The sequence below is a fragment of the Labrys sp. (in: a-proteobacteria) genome, from assembly GCF_047605565.1.
GTDB lineage: Bacteria > Pseudomonadota > Alphaproteobacteria > Rhizobiales > Labraceae > Labrys > Labrys neptuniae.
This window is the reverse complement of the sequence record NZ_JASGFM010000001.1, coordinates 251,895-269,146: the sequence shown is the minus strand read 5'-3', so window position 1 is coordinate 269,146 and position 17,252 is coordinate 251,895. Positions and strand designations below refer to the sequence as shown.

The 17,252-nt window shown below is 64.1% G+C and carries 19 protein-coding genes and 1 tRNA gene; 10 read left to right on the top strand and 10 right to left on the bottom strand.

What is annotated here, in order from left to right:
- Positions 1 to 237 precede the first annotated feature (237 nt).
- From QM672_RS01305 to QM672_RS01290, 4 genes are all read right to left on the bottom strand, one after another.
- Positions 238 to 447 carry a cold-shock protein gene (locus QM672_RS01305; RefSeq protein ID WP_068286658.1) on the bottom strand — a complete coding sequence of 70 codons (210 nt, stop codon included), beginning with the start codon at positions 445 to 447 and terminating at the stop codon, positions 238 to 240.
- A gap of 233 nt (positions 448 to 680) precedes the next feature.
- Complete coding sequence (locus tag QM672_RS01300) at positions 681 to 1,673, bottom strand: GntR family transcriptional regulator (RefSeq protein WP_415080401.1); 993 nt, start codon at positions 1,671 to 1,673, stop codon at positions 681 to 683.
- A gap of 150 nt (positions 1,674 to 1,823) precedes the next feature.
- Positions 1,824 to 2,693: a substrate-binding domain-containing protein gene (locus QM672_RS01295; protein ID WP_415080400.1), complete on the bottom strand. Its 870-nt coding sequence runs from the start codon at positions 2,691 to 2,693 to the stop codon at positions 1,824 to 1,826.
- Positions 2,694 to 2,709: 16 nt separating this feature from the next.
- Complete coding sequence (locus tag QM672_RS01290; RefSeq protein ID WP_415080399.1) at positions 2,710 to 3,822, bottom strand: mandelate racemase/muconate lactonizing enzyme family protein; 1,113 nt, start codon at positions 3,820 to 3,822, stop codon at positions 2,710 to 2,712.
- 294 nt (positions 3,823 to 4,116) lie between these two features.
- Here QM672_RS01290 and QM672_RS01285 point away from each other — a divergent pair, with 294 nt between their 5' ends.
- The 3 genes from QM672_RS01285 to QM672_RS01275 all read left to right on the top strand — a co-directional run bounded on the left by QM672_RS01285 (position 4,117) and on the right by QM672_RS01275 (position 5,324).
- Complete coding sequence (locus tag QM672_RS01285; protein ID WP_068286669.1) at positions 4,117 to 4,416, top strand: hypothetical protein; 300 nt, start codon at positions 4,117 to 4,119, stop codon at positions 4,414 to 4,416.
- Between the two features lie 110 nt (positions 4,417 to 4,526).
- Positions 4,527 to 4,859, top strand: a complete 333-nt coding sequence (locus tag QM672_RS01280) for a hypothetical protein (RefSeq protein WP_311942589.1) — start codon at positions 4,527 to 4,529, stop codon at positions 4,857 to 4,859.
- Positions 4,860 to 5,108: 249 nt separating this feature from the next.
- Positions 5,109 to 5,324 (top strand): hypothetical protein, encoded by a 216-nt coding sequence (locus tag QM672_RS01275; RefSeq protein ID WP_415080398.1) that lies wholly within the window; start codon positions 5,109 to 5,111, stop codon positions 5,322 to 5,324.
- 172 nt (positions 5,325 to 5,496) lie between these two features.
- On the opposite strand, the gene gndA is transcribed toward QM672_RS01275, so the two are convergent.
- Positions 5,497 to 6,921, bottom strand: coding sequence for an NADP-dependent phosphogluconate dehydrogenase (gndA, locus tag QM672_RS01270; protein ID WP_415080397.1), 1,425 nt, complete (start codon positions 6,919 to 6,921; stop codon positions 5,497 to 5,499).
- A 255-nt stretch (positions 6,922 to 7,176) separates the two neighbouring features.
- Here gndA and QM672_RS01265 point away from each other — a divergent pair, with 255 nt between their 5' ends.
- The gene (locus tag QM672_RS01265) at positions 7,177 to 8,508 is read left to right on the top strand and encodes a hypothetical protein (RefSeq protein ID WP_415080396.1); all 1,332 of its coding nucleotides are present in this window, start codon (positions 7,177 to 7,179) and stop codon (positions 8,506 to 8,508) included.
- Here the strand turns inward: QM672_RS01265 and QM672_RS01260 are convergent.
- Entirely contained in the window at positions 8,465 to 9,898 is a 1,434-nt protein-coding gene (locus tag QM672_RS01260; RefSeq protein ID WP_415080395.1) for a C69 family dipeptidase, read from the bottom strand. The genes QM672_RS01265 and QM672_RS01260 overlap by 44 nt on opposite strands.
- A 217-nt stretch (positions 9,899 to 10,115) precedes the next feature.
- Between QM672_RS01260 and QM672_RS01255 the strand changes: the two genes are divergently transcribed.
- On the top strand, positions 10,116 to 10,364 hold the full coding sequence (locus tag QM672_RS01255) for a hypothetical protein (protein ID WP_394310599.1): 249 nt from the start codon (positions 10,116 to 10,118) through the stop codon (positions 10,362 to 10,364).
- A 157-nt stretch (positions 10,365 to 10,521) separates the two neighbouring features.
- Positions 10,522 to 10,809, top strand: a complete 288-nt coding sequence (locus QM672_RS01250) for a hypothetical protein (RefSeq protein WP_394310601.1) — start codon at positions 10,522 to 10,524, stop codon at positions 10,807 to 10,809.
- 241 nt (positions 10,810 to 11,050) lie between these two features.
- On the opposite strand, the gene QM672_RS01245 is transcribed toward QM672_RS01250, so the two are convergent.
- Positions 11,051 to 11,125: transfer RNA gene (locus QM672_RS01245), tRNA-Thr, on the bottom strand.
- A gap of 100 nt (positions 11,126 to 11,225) precedes the next feature.
- Between QM672_RS01245 and QM672_RS01240 the strand changes: the two genes are divergently transcribed.
- The 3 genes from QM672_RS01240 to QM672_RS01230 all read left to right on the top strand — a co-directional run bounded on the left by QM672_RS01240 (position 11,226) and on the right by QM672_RS01230 (position 13,656).
- Positions 11,226 to 11,399 (top strand): hypothetical protein, encoded by a 174-nt coding sequence (locus QM672_RS01240; protein WP_376717750.1) that lies wholly within the window; start codon positions 11,226 to 11,228, stop codon positions 11,397 to 11,399.
- Between the two features lie 159 nt (positions 11,400 to 11,558).
- Positions 11,559 to 12,854 (top strand): UDP-N-acetylglucosamine 1-carboxyvinyltransferase, encoded by a 1,296-nt coding sequence (gene murA, locus QM672_RS01235; RefSeq protein WP_311942611.1) that lies wholly within the window; start codon positions 11,559 to 11,561, stop codon positions 12,852 to 12,854.
- 154 nt (positions 12,855 to 13,008) lie between these two features.
- Entirely contained in the window at positions 13,009 to 13,656 is a 648-nt protein-coding gene (locus QM672_RS01230; protein ID WP_311942614.1) for a glutathione S-transferase, read from the top strand.
- A gap of 15 nt (positions 13,657 to 13,671) precedes the next feature.
- Here QM672_RS01230 and QM672_RS01225 read toward each other — a convergent pair whose 3' ends face one another.
- Positions 13,672 to 14,586 carry a LysR substrate-binding domain-containing protein gene (locus QM672_RS01225; protein WP_415080394.1) on the bottom strand — a complete coding sequence of 305 codons (915 nt, stop codon included), beginning with the start codon at positions 14,584 to 14,586 and terminating at the stop codon, positions 13,672 to 13,674.
- A 92-nt stretch (positions 14,587 to 14,678) separates the two neighbouring features.
- On the opposite strand from QM672_RS01225, the gene QM672_RS01220 reads away from it, so the two are divergent.
- Positions 14,679 to 15,182 carry a DinB family protein gene (locus QM672_RS01220; protein ID WP_415080393.1) on the top strand — a complete coding sequence of 168 codons (504 nt, stop codon included), beginning with the start codon at positions 14,679 to 14,681 and terminating at the stop codon, positions 15,180 to 15,182.
- Positions 15,183 to 15,276: 94 nt separating this feature from the next.
- Here the strand turns inward: QM672_RS01220 and QM672_RS01215 are convergent, their stop codons facing one another.
- Together QM672_RS01215 and QM672_RS01210 are read right to left on the bottom strand one after the other, a co-directional pair.
- Entirely contained in the window at positions 15,277 to 16,134 is an 858-nt protein-coding gene (locus QM672_RS01215) for an alpha/beta fold hydrolase (protein ID WP_367625140.1), read from the bottom strand.
- 74 nt (positions 16,135 to 16,208) lie between these two features.
- On the bottom strand, positions 16,209 to 17,243 hold the full coding sequence (locus tag QM672_RS01210; RefSeq protein ID WP_394310610.1) for a GH25 family lysozyme: 1,035 nt from the start codon (positions 17,241 to 17,243) through the stop codon (positions 16,209 to 16,211).
- Positions 17,244 to 17,252: the final 9 nt, after the last annotated feature.

The following is a 17,252-nucleotide window of genomic DNA, read 5'->3' as shown; positions in this document are numbered from 1 at the left end:
AGAATACCGATCTTCATCCTCGGATCATCGAACGGCCCAGCAGCGCCATTTCCGCTGCCATGGTCCCTGTCGCTTGCACCCGTCGAAAACCGCTCCTTGCAGCCCGATACCGAGGAGCCGATTCGATCCAGCGCCCCCTTTCAAACAAAAACGCCCCCGGTGCGACCGGAGGCGCCAAATGGGCTTTCACCCATCCTAACTCAAATTCAGGCGCGTCCCGGGACGCGACCGCAGGACTTAGGAAGCCTGCAGGCGATCAGCTGCCAGCTTGCCGGAACGACGGTCCTCGGTCAGCTCATAGGTGATCTTCTGGCCTTCCTGCAGGTCGCGCAGGCCGGCGCGTTCCACCGCGCTGATGTGAACGAAAACGTCCTTCGAGCCGTCATCTGGCTGAATGAAGCCGTAGCCCTTCTGGGAGTTGAACCACTTAACAGTACCTGTGCTCATGACGAACCTTTCCTATGGGCACGATCGAACTTCCTGCAACCGACCGGCGGCACGAAGCTCCATGGGTCGAAATTGGTAGGAAGGTCATCAGCAAGCGTGGCCATGAGACCACACAGCCAAAACGTCCGGCCGAGATCGATGGGCTTTTATGCTGGCATCGGCGCAGAAATGCAAGCGCAGCCGCGCCCGTCATATTTGACATTGAATTTACGTCGATTTGAGCCGTTTCAGGGTCAAATCGGGTCGAGATAGGGGTGTAACTGCGACGGAGCAAGTGCGGGCAGATCGGCGAGGCGCGCCGGATTGTCGTCCCGCGAGCACCTCAAATGGCTTTCGAGGGCGAGCGCCGCCTCTTCCACCCGCCCCCCGGCAAGGTGCTCGAGCACGACTTTGTGCATGCCGATCATCTGGGGAATGTCGGTGCGCTCGCCATAACTGCCGAACGACAGATGCACCGAAATCAGCGGCAATTGGCAGCGATAGAGCGTGGCGCGCAACTCCTCATTGGCGCAGCGCAGCACGACATCCTGATGCAGATCGGTTTCGAGCCGGTGCAGCAGCGAGGCATCCGACCGCGCCTCGGCAGTATGGGCCTGTGACACCCGGTCGAGCCTTTCTTCGATGACCGACGGTTCGAGCCCTCGTACCGACTGCCGCAGAGCCGCCGGCTCCAGCAGGATGCGCATTTCGTAGAGCTCGTCGATTCGGGTCGGTGTCAGCGGGCCGGCATACCAGCGTGCATTGACTTCCTGGCGCACCAGACCGACGCGCTCGAGCCTCAGCAGGAGCTCGTGGGCGATGGTCCTGCTGACACCGAAATGCTCGGCGAGCGCCGGGGTGCGGATCTGGAAGCGCCCGAACAGCAGGCAAGAGGCCACCTGGCGCTCCAGGGCGGGATAAATCAGGCTGCGCCAATTGCGCTGCCCGAGTTCGCGCCCAAGGCCCTCGGGCAGGGTGACATGCCCGGCCAGATCGCCCGGCCTTGCCGGCACCGTACGGCTGAGGCCGACGACCACGCCCCGCAACGCCGGCCTGCGATGGACCAGGCGTTCGGCCTCCAGACGGGCCAGGGCGACCACGGCCGGCATGCGACCGACACCGAAGAGATCGGTGACCGCCTTTTCCCGAATGACGAAGCCGGCCGGCAGCGCCCCCGAGCGGATATGGGAGGCCAGCGTTTCGCCGACGATCTCGTTCAATCGCCGTCTTGTCGCCGGGATGCCCATGCCGCCCCTCCCCTCGCCTCCAAGCAGACTTTTCCGGCGAGGGTCCACCTTGGCCCTGCCCGAAAAGCCCGCTCATGTTCGACATTTCTACAGTGTCTCCTCGATCGCACTCGTGACGCAACCGGAAGGAAGCCGCCTGGCCTTAGCCCCTCAACGATAGCCCGCTTCCGACAGAACCCGAATCCGGGATGCATTGGCACGGTCGACGATCGCGGCTCCGGCATCGAGGCTTGCCGGCATCAAGCCATAGCGCAAATTGAGCACGAGCTGAATCACCGGATAGAAGCCCTGGGCATAGGGTTGCTGGTCGATGGTGAAGGCAAGATGTCCCGCTTCGACCAGGCGCAATATGCCAGGCGACAGATCGAAGCCGGCGGCATAGAGCGTGCGGCCCGTTCGCTCCACCGCCACCCCTGCGCCCTCGGTGTCGGCCTGGCCGGTGGCCAGGATCGCCGAAATACCGGGCTCTCCGGCCAGGATCGCCTCGACGCGCCGGGCGGCCTCCTCGACCTGATGGCCTGTTATCGTCTCGACCCACGCGATGTCGTGCCCCTCCAGGGCCGCCTTGATGCCGTCGCGGCGTTCCTCCAGCGCCGAGATACCGGCATCGTGGAGGGTAAGCAGCACGCGACTGCCTGGCGCGATGGCAGTTGCCGCGCGCCGGCCAAGGGTCCGGCCCGCGCCGCCGAAATCCTGCGCGATACCGCTGAGCGTACCGGCACAGCCCTTGCCTTGGTCGATGTTGAAAGCCACCACCGGAATGCCCCTGGCATGGGCCTCGGCCACCACCGGCGCGAAGGCAGCGCCGTCGAAGGCAACCAATGCCAGCCCGTCGATGCCCTCCGCCATGGCCTGGCGTGCGAGCGCTGCCATTTCCCCGGCATCAACTCCCTTTGTCCCCGTGAATGTCGCCTCGACATCCATCATCGCGGCTGCATCCGCCATGCCCTTGCGGACCGGACGGAAGAAATCCTCGTCACAGGTCACGGCGATGAATTGCAGCTTGAGCCGCCTTGCCATGACAGTCCTCCCTCCATCAGCGAGCCGTGATGCGCCTGGCCGAGCCCTCCGCCTGCAAGGTGGCGAGCGCCTGTTCGTCCCAATCGATCCCCAGGCCCGGCTCCTGCGATGGCAGCGCATAGCCGCCCTCGATGCGCATTGTATTGCCGGTCACGCCGTCGAGTTGGGGAATATATTCCACCCAGCGCGCATTCGGTACGGCGCAGCACAGGCCGACATGCAGTTCCATCAGGAAATGCGGGCAGACGGCGACATTGAAGCTCTCCGCCATATGCGCCACCTTGAGCCAGGGCGTGATGCCGCCGATGCGAGCGACATCGACCTGCACCACCGAACAGGCGCGCCGCTGCAGATAGTCGCGGAAATGCGAGGGGCTGTAGATGCTCTCGCCGACCGCGATCGGGATCGAGGTGGAGGCGACCAGCCTGACATGCCCGTCGACGTCATCGGCCGGCAGAGGCTCCTCGAACCAGCCGATATCCGCCTCGCGATAATGATGGGCGCGCCGGATCGCCTCGTCCACCGCGAAGGCCTGGTTGGCATCGGTAAAGATCTCGAAGCCCTCGCCGACCGCCTCGCGCACGGCGACGAGGCGGCTCACATCCTCGCGCACCGGCCTGCCGACCTTGATCTTGCAGCCGCCGAAACCATCGGCCTTGGCCTGGAGGGCATCGGCAACGATCGCCGCCGTGTCGAGCTGCAGCCAGCCGCCCTCAGTGGTGTAGAGCCGGACCCTGTCCTGGGCGCCACCAGCCATGACATGCAGGGGCAGGCCGGCCTTGCGGCAACGCAGATCCCACAACGCCGTATCGACCGCGGCAAGCGCGAGCGAGGTGATGGCTCCCACCGAAGTGGCATGGCTGAGGAAGAGCAGATCGCGCCAGATCTGCTCGACCATGGCGGCCTCGCGCCCGATCAGGGCCGGCGCGAAGGTGCGCGCCAGGAGTTCCAGGACCGAATGCCCGCCCGTACCGATCGTATAGCTATAGCCGATGCCGATTGCTCCATCGCTGTCGAAGATGCGAACGATCGGCGTCTCCTGTGCCACGAAGGACTGGATGGCATCGACGCGTTTCACCTTGGGCTCGAGCACCACCATCGACAATTCGATGCGTTCGATCCTGGCCATGCTGGGCTCCCTGTATCCCGCCAAGGCATGCGCATATTCCTGATCCCGGTCGCGGGGGGCACGGCCGGAACAGGAATACATCCTGGCTTTCTCTTCAGGTCATCAGAGCGGCCTGCCCGGGCAAAGTCAAGCATAGTGCATGGAATATGCATTATAGAGTTGCCGCCGAGATTAACCCGCAGGATTCGGCGGATTTGCTGGTGCGCGGGCCATGCAACCGGTTCCGTCCCAACAGCCGGCGGCGTATAGTCGTGAGCGCTATCCGATCATCCGATAAGAGAGGGGACTGACGTGATGCATGCTACCCCGATTACCGGTGCGCAGATCCGGGCTGGCCGTGCCCTGCTGCGCTGGACCGCCCAGAAGCTGGCGGATGCCTCCAGCCTCGGCGTGGCGACGATCCGGCGAGCCGATGCCTTTGACGACGTTCCACAGATCACCAGCGCGAACGCCGCCGCCATCCGCCGGGCGCTCGAGACCGGCGGGGTCGAGTTCATCTCGGAACATGGCCGGGGCGTCGGCGTCCGCCTGGCCCGGCATCGCCTGCTGCAAGGGGCGCAATTCGATCATGTCAGCGACGGGAATGAAGGGTGAGTAAGTTCCATCTGATTCTAAACAGGCTCCTCCCGATCGGGTCGGGGACACGACCAGGAGGGGTCTGCAAGCGACCGGACCGTCCTGGAATTGCCCGACAAGGTCCACGCATGAGTCGCGTCGGGGCGCTCTGCCTGGCAGCGGCAGCTGCCTTCATCACCACGTCGTCCGCCCGGGCCTATGACTATATGGCGCTCGGCGTCGGCACAATGCCGTGCAAATATTGGCTCTCCACCACACGCCTCGAAGGCGAGGGCAATAGCTGGATTCTCGGCTGGTGGACCGGGCTCAACAGCCGCAACGACAATCATTGGGTCGGCAGTCGCACGGACGGCAACGGCATCATCCTGGCGGTGAAGGGCGTCTGTCGGCACCAGCCCGACATGCTGCTGATGAACGCCATAGACAGCGTGTTCAGAAAAATGGCCAACCCGAGCAAGTAGGTGACCCCTGGCAAGAATACTAAAAATTTACCACGCATGCCGGCGCATGTGCGCGTTTAGGCCTGAACAATTGCCACACATTGACACTTTTCGCCCTCTTCCATATACCCAACGACGCAACATTCCCCTACGTTACGTTGGTTGGCGGGCTGCTAATATTCACCTACGGAGACGGATACTATGTTAAGAATTGTAAAGATCGCTGCCGCACTTGGATTTATTGCTGTGGCATCGGGCGCAGCGCAGGCCATGCCTGCCTCCACCCCGATGACGAAGGGCTCGTTGGTCGTCAACGAAATTGCCTTCCGCTGCGGACCGGGCATGGAACGCAACCGCTTCGGGCGCTGCGAATTCCGCCGCGCAGACCGTTTCCAGCGTCCCGGCCCGGCCTATCGCCGCCCGACCTGCCCTCGAGGCACGCACCCCGCCTCGTCCGGCCGGCGCTGCGTTCCCAATCGTTTCTGAAAATAGGCGTCGGCTGTCCGACATCGGCATTGCGAGGGGGGGCATGGCGGACCATGCCCCTTTTTTCATGAATGTTTTCCAGAAGAGCCGAGAGGCTTCTCGACCTGGAAAACGCACCCATGCAAAGCGTTGGAGAGAAAGTGCGACATGCGGAAATCGCACTTTGCCTCAATTACTCGGCGCCGGTGTGCCAAGGGCCGTGATGGGCACCGGGCTGGTCGATGCGCTCAAAGCCGTGGGCGCCGAAGATGTCGCGCTGGGCCTGCACCAGGTCCACGGTGGCCCGGCTGGCACGCAATTGCTGCAGATAATTGAGCGCCGAGGTCAGCGCCGGCACCGGATGGCCATTGGCCACGGCAAGGCCGAGGATTTTCCGCGCAGCCGGCAGGCTCGCCTTGAGCTCGCCGGCGAAATCGGGGTCGAGGATCAGCGATTCGGGCGCCGGCGTCGCCGAATAGGCGCGCGACATGGCATCGAGCATGCGCGAACGGATGATGCAGCCGGCGCGCCAGATCTTGGCGATCTCGGCGAGCGGCAGGTTCCAGCCGAATTGCTTGGAGCCGGCCGCCAAAACGTCGAAGCCCTGGGCATAGGCCAGGATCTTGCCGGTGAGCAGCGTCTTCTCGATCTCGGCGATGATCTCGGGCGTCGCCGCACCGATTGCGGCCCGTTCGGCATCGCCGAGAGCGCCGTTCACCGCCTGGCGCAGGCTGCGCATGCTGGACAGGCCACGCGCCTCGACCGCCGCGGCGATGGCGCTCGCCGGCACGCCGAGATCGAGTGCCTCTATGGCCGACCAGCGGCCCGTGCCCTTCTGGCCGGCACTGTCGAGAATGATGTCGACCAACGGCTTGCCGGTCGAGGGATCGGTGCTGCGCAGGGCCTGTACGGTGATCTCAGTGAGATAGGAGGCGAGCGGGCCCCTGGTCCAGCCTTCGAACACATCGGCAATGGCCGACGGCGCCATGCCGAGGCCGGCCCGCATCAGGCCATAGGCTTCGGCGATCATCTGCATGTCGGCATATTCGATGCCGTTGTGCAGCGTCTTGACGAAATGGCCGGCGCCGGCCGGGCCCATATAGGCACAGCAGGATTCGCCCTGATAGCGCGCGGCGATCGCCGTCAGCACGGGCTGGACGCGCTCCCAAGCCTTCTGGCTGCCGCCAACCATGATCGACGGGCCGTGGCGGGCGCCTTCTTCGCCGCCGGAGACGCCGACGCCGAGGAACTCGAAGCCCTCGGCCGACAAGGCCTGGTCATGGGCGACGCTGTCGCGATAATTGGCATTGCCGGCATCGATGATGATGTCGCCCTTGGCCAGATGCGGCTTGAGCTGGGCGATGGTCTCGTCGACGGCGGCGCCCGCCTTCACCATCAGCAGCAACGCGCGCGGCGGCTTGAGGGCGGCGACCAGTTCCTCGATCGAGCGGCAGGCGATCATGTTGCCGGCGAGATCGCCGGCTTCGACCAAGGCCTCGTCGGTACGGGCCGAGGAACGGTTGTAGACGGCGACCTTGAATCCCTTCTCGGCAATGTTCATGGCGAGGTTGCGCCCCATGACTGCCATGCCGATGACTGCGATATCTGCCTGTGCCATTTTTTCGGCTTCTCCCTGTTTGCCCGGGAGTCCCGAGCCCATCGATGCTTTCCCTGCGCTATGCCGCCTTTGGCCCCGGATGTACAGGCCTCCCGTTCTCAGGAAGCGCCTAATATTTGTGCAATCGCGCCGTAAAGTCTTTCCAGCAAACCGACAAGTCGCGTGCCTGTTCGCGAGGCAACTCGAGTGAATTGACAAGATACGGCATTTGCCGCCAGTTCCGGCGTATTGCTACCGGAATGCGGGGCTCACCGCGTGGATCTGACCGCCATCGCCAAAACCCTCGCGCGGGCGCTAGCAGCCCTCGCCGTGATCGTCGTGCTGGCTTCCCTCTCGCTGGGGCTGGCCGACGGCCTGCGCCGACCCGAGGCCATCAAGGAAGCAGTCCGGCAGGCCTTTGCCAGCCAGTCCTTCGGCGATCACGAAGCGTTCGAGCGCATCGGCCGGCACCGGCTCAGCCATTTCAGCGAATGCGTCGGCCTGTCGACGGCAATCGCGCCAGGGGCGACCAACCCGATCACTTTCACGCTGCAGTCCCCGGCCCTGCTGTGGCAGCCGCCGAAGTCAATCTGCGACAGCCTGCGCGACCAACTCGCCGGCTCCGAACAGCCACATTACCCCTATTCGCGCTACTGGCACGGCTATCGCCTCATTACCGAGCCATTCCTGTCGTTCTTCTCCTATCGCAGCCTGCAGCTCTGGGGCGGCGCCCTCCTCTTCCTGTGCGCCTTTGTGGCGCTGGCACCGTTCCTGCCTCCCGTCCTCCGAGGCACGGCGAGCCCGGCGCGGGTCGCCACGCTCCTGGCCGTGACGGCCCTGGGCCTGGTGATGACGGACCTGCCGATATCAGGCCTGACGCCGACCCACACGATTTCCCTCTCGGTCCTCCTGCTGTGCTGGACGGTCGCCTTGCGCAAGCGGGGGCCGATGGAGCTGCTTGGCTTTGCGCCCTGGGCCTTCGCCATGGGCGCGGTCTACAATTTCTTCGATTTTCTCTACAATCCCGACCTGCTGGCCTATGTGCTCGGCTGGACCTTCCTGCTGCGCGCCGTGCTGGCGGAGCAGCGCCCGCTCGGCGCCAGCCTGGTGCAGGCCATCCACCTGCAGGCCATTGTTATAGCCGGCTATTTCGCCATGTGGGCGACGAAATGGGGCCTGGTGGTCCTCGCCGGACGGATCTTCGGGGAACAGACCTCGGTGCCGAGCCAGGATTTCGCCCGCTGGTTCGGCGGCGGCGACGGGGTCTACCGGCCTTTGCGGGCCCTCTACGAGATGCTGCTGGAAAGCGCGGCCATGCCTCTGGGCTGGTGGCCGATCGCGGCCTGCCTCCTGGCCTGGCTCGTGCTGTTCTCGCTGGCGCTGCGGCGCGGCCGGGCGGCCGGCGCGCTCGCCGTTCTGGCGCTGACGCTCCTGCCGATGCTGGTGGTGGAGCTCAAGGCCAACCACACCATCCAGCACGCCTCCTTCACCTTTCGCCTCATTCCCTTCGCCCTGGTGCTGAGCCTTGCAGGGATGGCAGCGATGCTGGGGCGCAGCGGTCCTGTCACCATATTTGCTCAGGGGCACGCGGGACGCGTTCCGTCCTGAAGCCGAAGAGATGGCGTGTCCTGATCTCCAGGGACTGCGCCAACTGCTCCATGGTATCGAGGGCACGCCGCAGCTCCGTGCCGGTGAAATAGGTGAGGAGGTGCGCGGCGAGATCCGGCTCGCCGGCCTGGATCAGCACTGCGGCGCTGCGTGCAATTCGCGCCTGCTCCCCGATGAGCGTCGCCTCGATCGCCTGCCATAGTGCCAGGGCTTCGGGCAGGAAGGTTTCGTGGTGCTGGAAGAGCAGGTTGAGCAGCCGCTTGCCGGCGAGTCCGGCCGAGCGGGTCGATTCGATGCCCTGCGGCACCGCCGACAAGGTTTCGGGGCGCCCCTTCTCGGCATGGCGTGTGTCGAGGAAGCGTGCGGCCTCCCCATCGCTGAGATAGCGATGCCGACGATATTCCTCCGGCACGCTCTCGATGCCCAGGAACACCGGCACGAACGGCGCCGCCACCGCACCGACCTGGGTGTGCCAGACGAGGCGCAAGGCCTCGGGCTCCGCGCCCAGCAGCGGCACCACCTGGCCATAGCCGGCGGTGTCGCCGGTCAGCCTTTCCGTGCGCACCGCCCAGAAGACGTCCGCCAGGCCGATCTTCTCCGGCCGCCCCGCCCGTGCCGCCATCTCCGCTTCGATCCACTGCACGCCGGCCCAGCGGCCCTTGCCGTCGCCATAGACGGCATTGGCATCGAAGGGCGTGCCAGGCCGATGCCACCCTTGTTCCTGCGCGAAGGAGACGAAGTGCGGCGGATAGAGGAAATCCGCCCGGGTTGGATCCTCGATCGGCACCAGCCCGACATAGCCCGGCCGGGAGGCGCGAATGGCATCCGGCCCGAGCCGCTCCGCCACCCACAGGCCTCGGCCACCCGAGAACTCGATCACCACCCAGGCCTCCTCGGCATCGGCGATCAGATGCGAATTGCCGCCATAGTCGGCATAGCCGTGGCGGGCGATCAGGTCGGCGATGATATCGACGCCGTCGCGGGCCGTGCGCGCCCGCTCCAGGACGAGGCGAGCAAGGTCGCTGTAATTGGGGCCGGTCTGGTCCACCGGCGTCATCGCCACCAGGTCGGGGCGCGAAGATGACCAGATGTCGCGCACGGCGACGCCATGTTCGTTGAGGCCGCCATTGGTGAGCGGGGCCGGCACGCCCTTGTAGTAGCTGTAGCTGACGCGCAGATGCCGCGCCGTTTCGGAAACCTGCGGGATCTCGCTCATGCGGCCGGGCAGATCGGCCTGCGGCGTCACGCCGACCGGGATGCGCGCATCCGCCTCATGCCGGCAGCGAGGCAGGAGCTCGAGCCAATGGCTCGAGGGTTCATCGCCATAGCCGGCGAGATAGGCGATGCCGTCAGCCGTATGGTTCCTGCCGATATAAAGTCCGTAGCTCACCGTTTGTCTCCGCGCTGACGCCCGAGGGCCGGTAACAGGCACCGACAAGGTAGGCCGGCCTCTCCCGCGCAGCCGCGTGGCATCGTGCCGCGCATCCTGTGCGCTCGGTCACGGCAAAATAACGAGACATGCGTTAACGTTTGTGCAACCTAATCATCCCTAGCGTAAGGCTACCGGGCGGCGGGGCGCTGTAGGTGAACTGGAGTTCAACCAGGGAATGACAGATATTTCGCAAAACGCTCAGATTTCCAGCGACTGGTTCAGTTATTTTTTTAATTCGACCATGCTCAGCATGATCGTCCTCGATCTTATTGTAGCTCTCGTAATTTTAATTGCTCATCGCTGGTTTGTCTTGAACGAGCGGAAGATTAACGCAACGTCAACCACATCAGCAACTTCAACCGCGCCCGAAAAAATCGAAACTCGCCTTCCCGGCATCGCCATACGTCCTGCCGCGCTCGCCTGAGCGGGCATAGTCGGGCCGTCTCCTGATTCGGGACCGCCCCTTCGCCTCGCCGCCATCGCGCCTGGCATCACAGACTTTCCTTGATGCGGCCTCATCATGGCCCCGGGCGAGGCGTACTCCCTCCAGACTAGTTCTTTCGGCGCAGGCCAACGCCTAATTGCTGACTTGGCCGCGCGACGCCTCGCTTTATCATGGCGATACCTGTTTCCCTTTCAGCCAATCGATTGCAATGACTACCGAACAAGCCAATCTTCTTCGCGCCTGCTATCTTTCCGGCCAGATGAGCGAAGCCCAATGGCAGGAGCATATCCGCAACGGCGACGTGACCGAGGAAGTGCCCTCTCCCGCCACCGGCGCGAAGTCCCTGCCGGACATGCTGGCAGAACTGGAAGCGATCTACGACCTGCGGCCACCGGCCAAGACGCTGGTTCGCCCCGAGATTTGAGGCAGGATCGGCGTTCGCCAAGCCATAGGAAGATGTTTACGGGCCGGATCTCCGGCCCGTTTCTTTTGGCCGTCCTGCCCATCGCCCAAAGACATCCCCAGCGAATCCGCCTGACCGAAAGGTCTCGGATGCAGCGGGGCCCTGCGGCTTTCGGAGAGCCGTATCAAGGACAGATGCTTGAATGCGCAACGCAAATCGCCGGAACGACGGCTTGAGCGATCAGAAATTTCAGGAATTGAGATGGTGCTGCAAGAGAGGATTGAACTCTCGACCTCTCCCTTACCAAGGGAGTGCTCTACCACTGAGCTACTGCAGCTTCTGCCGAAGGACTTGCCCGGCGCGGCGCTCTAGTGCCACAAGGGAGGCGCCGGCGCAAGCCGGTTGCTGCATAAAGTCGTCATTTGATGAAAACACCCGTGAAAACCGAGGCCGAAAAGCGGGCCGAGCGCCTGGCCAAGGCCCTGCGCGCCAATCTCGGCCGGCGCAAGAGCCAGTCGCGCGGGCGTGACGCCGGGCGCGATGCATTATCGGGCGAAGGCCGGGAAAGTGCCGACGGCGATGCGAAAATGCCACAGGACGACAGCGAATAGGCCCTGCCGCGATTCTGCCCGGGCTTCGCCCTTGTCCGGCCTTTGCGCTTCGTTTACTCAAACCGGTTAACCTTATCTCTTACGCTGCTCGACTGCTTGCCTCCCGGCCGCCACTGCGCCGATCACGGGCGAGGCCGAAGCCATTCCGAAGGATCGACCATGGATCGAATCAAGATCACCGGCGGCGCGCCGCTCCACGGCGTCATTCCGATTTCCGGCGCCAAGAACGCTGCCCTGCCGCTGATGATCGCGAGCCTGCTCTCCGAAGACGTGCTCACCCTCACCAATGTGCCACGCCTGGCCGACGTCGCCCTGCTTGCCCGCATCCTCGGCAATCACGGCCTCGACGTCACCATTGCCGGCAAGCGCCCGGGCGAGCTGGAACTGACCGGCCAGACGGTGCGTCTCGATGCGCGCTCCATCGTCGATACCACCGCACCCTACGAACTGGTCTCGCGCATGCGCGCCAGCTTCTGGGTGCTCGGCCCGCTGCTCGCCCGCATGGGCCATGCCCGCGTCTCCCTGCCCGGCGGCTGCGCCATCGGCACGCGCCCGGTCGACTTCCTGCTGATGGCGATGGAACGGCTCGGTGCCAAGATCGACATCGAGAACGGTTACGCCGTCGCCGAGGCGAAGAACGGCCTGAAGGGCGCCGAGATCGACTTTCCCAAGGTCACCGTGGGCGGCACCCATGTCGCGCTGATGGCCGCGACGCTCGCCGAGGGCACCACCGTCATCCACAATGCGGCGCGCGAGCCCGAGATCGTCGATGTCGCCGACTGCCTGATCAAGATGGGCGCCAAGATCAAGGGCGCCGGCACCTCCACCATCGAGATATCAGGCGTCAGCCGCCTGCAGGGTGCGCATCACCGCGTGATCTCCGACCGTATCGAGGCCGGCACCTATGCCATGTGCGTGGCGATGGCCGGCGGCGACGTCATGCTGGAAGGCGCCCAGCCCGAACTGTTCGAGAATGCGCTCGACGTGCTGCGCGAGGCCGGCGCCGAGATCGCCGCCACCAATGAAGGCATCCGCGTGCGCCGCAACGGCCATGGCATCGATCCGGTCGCCGTGACCACCGAGCCCTTCCCGGGCTTCCCCACCGACCTGCAGGCCCAGCTGATGGGCCTGATGACCAAGGCCAAGGGCAAGTCGCGCATCACCGAAACGATCTTCGAGAACCGTTTCATGCACGTGCAGGAATTGGCCCGCCTCGGCGCCCATATCCATCTCGATGGCCAGACGGCGATCGTCGAGGGGGTCTCGACCCTCAAGGGCGCGCCGGTGATGGCGACCGATCTGCGCGCCTCGGTGTCGCTGGTGATCGCGGGCCTCGCCGCCCAGGGCGACACCGTCGTCAATCGCATCTACCATCTCGACCGCGGCTTCGAGAACCTGGAACGCAAGCTTGCAGCCTGCGGCGCCCAGATCGAGCGAATCTCCGGCGAGGGCTGAGACTTTCCGCCTCGCAAAAGCGTTTTCCAGAAAAGCTGACAGACTTTTCGATTGAGAAAATGCGTAAAAACAGAGAGTTGGATCCGGCTTGCAATCGAATGACGGGGCGCGACCATGCCGGTTCGCGCCCTTTTGACATCAAGGGCTGCCCGGCATGCTGAAGATCTGGGGACGCCGAAATTCCTTCAACGTCCAGAAGGTGATGTGGCTGGTCGGCGAACTCGGCATCGCCCATGACCATATTCCTGCGGGCGGCGATTTCGGCGGCCTCGATACACCCGAATTCCTGGCGCTCAACCCCCATGGCCGGGTGCCGGTCATTGACGATGCCGGCGTCATCGTGTGGGAATCGCACACGATCCTGCGCTACCTCGCCGCCCGCTTCGGCGCCGGGCGTTTCTGGCCTGACGATGCCGGCGAGCGCTCCCAATTCGAACGCTGGATGGACTGGTCGCAGACGGCGCTGCAGCCTGCCTTCCTCTCCGACGTGTTCTGGGGCTTCTACCGCACGCCGGAAGCCCAAAGGGACTGGCCGCGCATCCGTCGCGGCATCGAATGCTGCAGCACCCATTTCCTCCTGCTCGATCGCTGGCTGGAAGGCAGATGCCATATGCTGGGCGACGATCTCAGCCTGGCAGACATCGCCGTCGGCACCGCGCTCTATCGCTATTTCAACCTCGATATTTCGCGCCCTCACATTCCCAATGTGCAGGCGTGGTACGAGCGTCTCATGGCGCGCACGCCATATCGGCAGCATGTGATGATTCCGTTCGACGATCTGCGGGGCCGTCTCGCCTATTGAGAGATACCGATTGCCCTATCGCTCGGGCTGAAGCATCTCGCCGAGGTGCTCCTTCAGATAAGCATCGAATTCGCTGGCAAAGCGCTCCGCCACCTCGAGACGCACCTGGCTTGCCGAACGGATCATCTGGAAACCGGCATCGATGAAAATGCTGAAGGGGCGAAAGACGATACCCCGCCCCGCGAACTCGCTCGCCGATGCCGGATCGACCAAGACAATGCCCGCACCTTCGACCACCAAGGTGAGGGCCGTGTAGGAGAGCCTTGTTTCAAGCGCGGCAAGGCGCGGCACGCCGGCCAGCGCCAATTCAACCCGCATCGCAAACAATGTGCCGGGATCCAGGTTGATGACGCGTTCGCCGGCAAGATCGCCGGGTGCGATGACGGTCTTGCCGGCCAGAGGGTGGCGCGCCGGCAGAGCGACAAGCGCGGCGGCAGGATAGGCCTCGACGAGGAAGCCGCTCCTGTCCAGCGGTTCATCCGCATAGCCGATATCGGCCTGGCCGACAGCCACCGCCTCGATGACCATGGCGGAAGGCAGCGTATCCAGGGACACGTTCAGGCCCGGCTTATCGCGTAGGAAGCGGGCCAGGAAGCGCGGCAGCAGTCCATTGCCCAAAGCGGGCATGGCAGCAATCCGCAAGGTTCCGGCCGAATGCCGCCCGATCTCCTGGGCGAGCAAAGCGATCCGGTCCAGGCCGACGAAGGAGCGTTCCACCTCTCGCATCAGATCGATCGCCGCACGGGTCGGCCTGATCTGATTGCTCCTGCGCTCGAACAATGTGAGACCGGTGGCGCGCTCCAGATCGGCGATCAGGCGACTGACGGCCGGCTGCGTCACCGACATCAGCTCCGCCGCCAGGGTCATCCGGCCGGCACGCATGACGGCCCTGAAGGCCTCGACCTGTCTCAGATTGATCGGAAGAGCCATAACATCTGCTTATTCGCGAGCCCGGAATTCGAATTTGCGCGAATACAGCGGCGATGCAAGTCTGCGTCAACCGAGCAAGATGGAGAGAGCGCATGGGCGCCCAGTCGCTTCTGACTTCGCTGTATGGCTACAAGGCCTGGGCCGACGATCTCCTGCTGGATGCGATGATCGAGCTGGAGCGCGCCGGCCCGCCCTCTGATTTCGGCCCGGCGCTGCGCATTCTCAATCACGCTCACATCGTCGATCGCATCTTCATGGCGCATCTTCAGGGGTTCAGCCATGGCTATGACAACAACGAGCCAGATGATCTGCCGTCGCTGCAGCCTCTCTCCGCAGATATTCGCCGGACGGACAGAGCCTATATCGACTATGTCGCCGGCCTGTCGGCGGAGGAACTGCAGGCACCCATTCGTTTCAGGTTTACGGACGGACAGCCCGGACGCATGTCACGCGAGGAAATGCTGGCGCATGTCGTCACGCATGGCGGCTATCACCGCGGCGAGATCGGCCGCCTGCTGCCGCAGATCGCGCGGGCTGCCTCGGTGGACGTTTTCGCGGGTTACCTTCACCGGTTCGATCCGGACCGTCGAACCTAGCGGGGAGTCGGCGCATTCCCCCGATCACGACGGTCGATCGACATTCCGTCTCCTCGCCCATGGATAGTCGGCGTCAGGCCTTGCCAGCCCGTGCTCATTTCCCGTCGAGGAAACCCAGCAGCGCCGCATTGAACAAGGCCGGATCCTGCAGGAAGGCGAAATGGCTGGCATTGGGCAGGATCAGAAGGCCGGCGCCGGGAATGGTGGCGGCGATATATTCGGTATGCTCGCGCTTGATCGCCTCGTCATGATCGCCATCGACCACCAGCACCGGTGTCTTGATCGCCTTGAGCTGCACATCGGTCCAGCTTGGCTGTGTCGCCCACATCTGGCTGATCTGCCCGACAAAGGCCTCATACTCCTTCGGTGTTGGCGACAGCTTGGCATATTCCTTGCCGGCCCGTTCGATATAGGCGGCGAAGGTTGGATTCTTGTCGACTCCGTCCTTGACGCCTGACGTCACGGTGTTGGCCGCAAAGGCGAAGACCTTGTTGACACGATCGGGATGGCGGATGGCCAGATCGATACCGAGAATGGCACCGTCACTCCAACCGACGATGTCGGCTTGTCTGATCTTGAGCTTGTCGAGCAGGGCGACGACGTCGTCGGCCATCAGATCATAGCCGTAGGGCTTGGTGTCCCGGCTCGAGCGGCCATGGCCGCGGCTGTCGACGAGGATCACCTTATGACGGCGTGCCAGGGCCTTGGCCTGCAGGCCCCAATAGTCGGAATTGCCGAGGCCGCCATGCAGCAGCACGACCGGCGCTCCCTTGCCGAGGGTCGCGTAATAAAGCTTGATGCCGTTGATGTCGGCAAAGCTGCCTTTGGCGACGGGCGCCGGCGTCGGCGGCAGCGTCTCCCAGCGCTCAGCCGCCAGGACCGCGCCGAGCGAGGCGAAAACCAGGAAGCAGGCGGAAAAGGCGGCGAGGATGATGCGCATTGGAAGATCCATCGACTCGAAATCCGATCGAGTCGACGATTCATCATTTGGGCACCGGCGTCAAAGTCTATTGAAATTGTTAGCTATTATCGCGACGCATACCGATCCTGGCCTGCACCACCCCCGTCCGCATTCATCCCGAGCCAGCGATACCAGGCCTCGGCGCTGCCATTGAAGACGTTGAGGTCGATCTTCTCGCCCACGCCCTGCGAAAGGCCCGAGCCTGAATATTGCCAGAACACCCACTTTCTGCCCTCGAACACCTGGGAAGGATGGCGGGCGACGGAGCGCAGCCAGAACGGGTAATCGAGAAAAGCCCCTTCCAGATTGTCGTGGTAGAAGCCGGGCGCCGTGTAGATGATAGGCCTTTGGCCGTAATGTCTTTCGACAATGGTCAGGAAGGCCTGCATGTTATCGCGGATGTTGCTGGGCGAAGGTCGCCGCTTGCAGGCCGAATCCGCGTTCCATTCGACATCGAGCACCGGCGGCAGCGCTCCCGGGATGCGCGGCACGTTACGGATGAACCAGCGTGCCTGCTCGGCGCCGCTGCGGCACCAATAGAAGAAGTGATAGGCGCCGCGACGCAGGCCCGCCTCATGCGCGCCGCGCCAATTGCGCTTGAATAGGGGATCGAGATGGTCGCCACCGTCGGTGGCCTTGATGAAGACGAAATTGGCGCCCTGCTGGCGCAAGGTCTGCCAGTCGATGTCGCCCTGCCAGCGTGAGACGTCGACACCATGGACCGCGAAGGCCCGCGGCGAAGCCCTGCCGAAATTGATCGGCTTGGCATCGCGGAAGCGGCGGCCATAGATGCGTTCGCGCGGGCCCGACCTGACCATCGGCGCCGCCATGACCGCCGCCACCGGCTCGACGGGTAACGCGACTGGCCGCAGTGGCGGCTTGGAAATCGGCGGCGGCACCATGGCTACCGTGTCCGGCGGCACGCCCTCGGGCAGAGGCTGCTGGATCGGTTCCGGCTCCGGCGGTGCCGGAATGGAGGAAGCGACCGAGCCCGTGGTCTCCGGCGGCCGGATGGGCCGGTCAGGATCGCCGCTGATGGCACTGCAACTCGCAAGAGCGAGACAGGCGACGAGAATGGCTGGCAGGCCCAGTACGCGCATGGATACTCA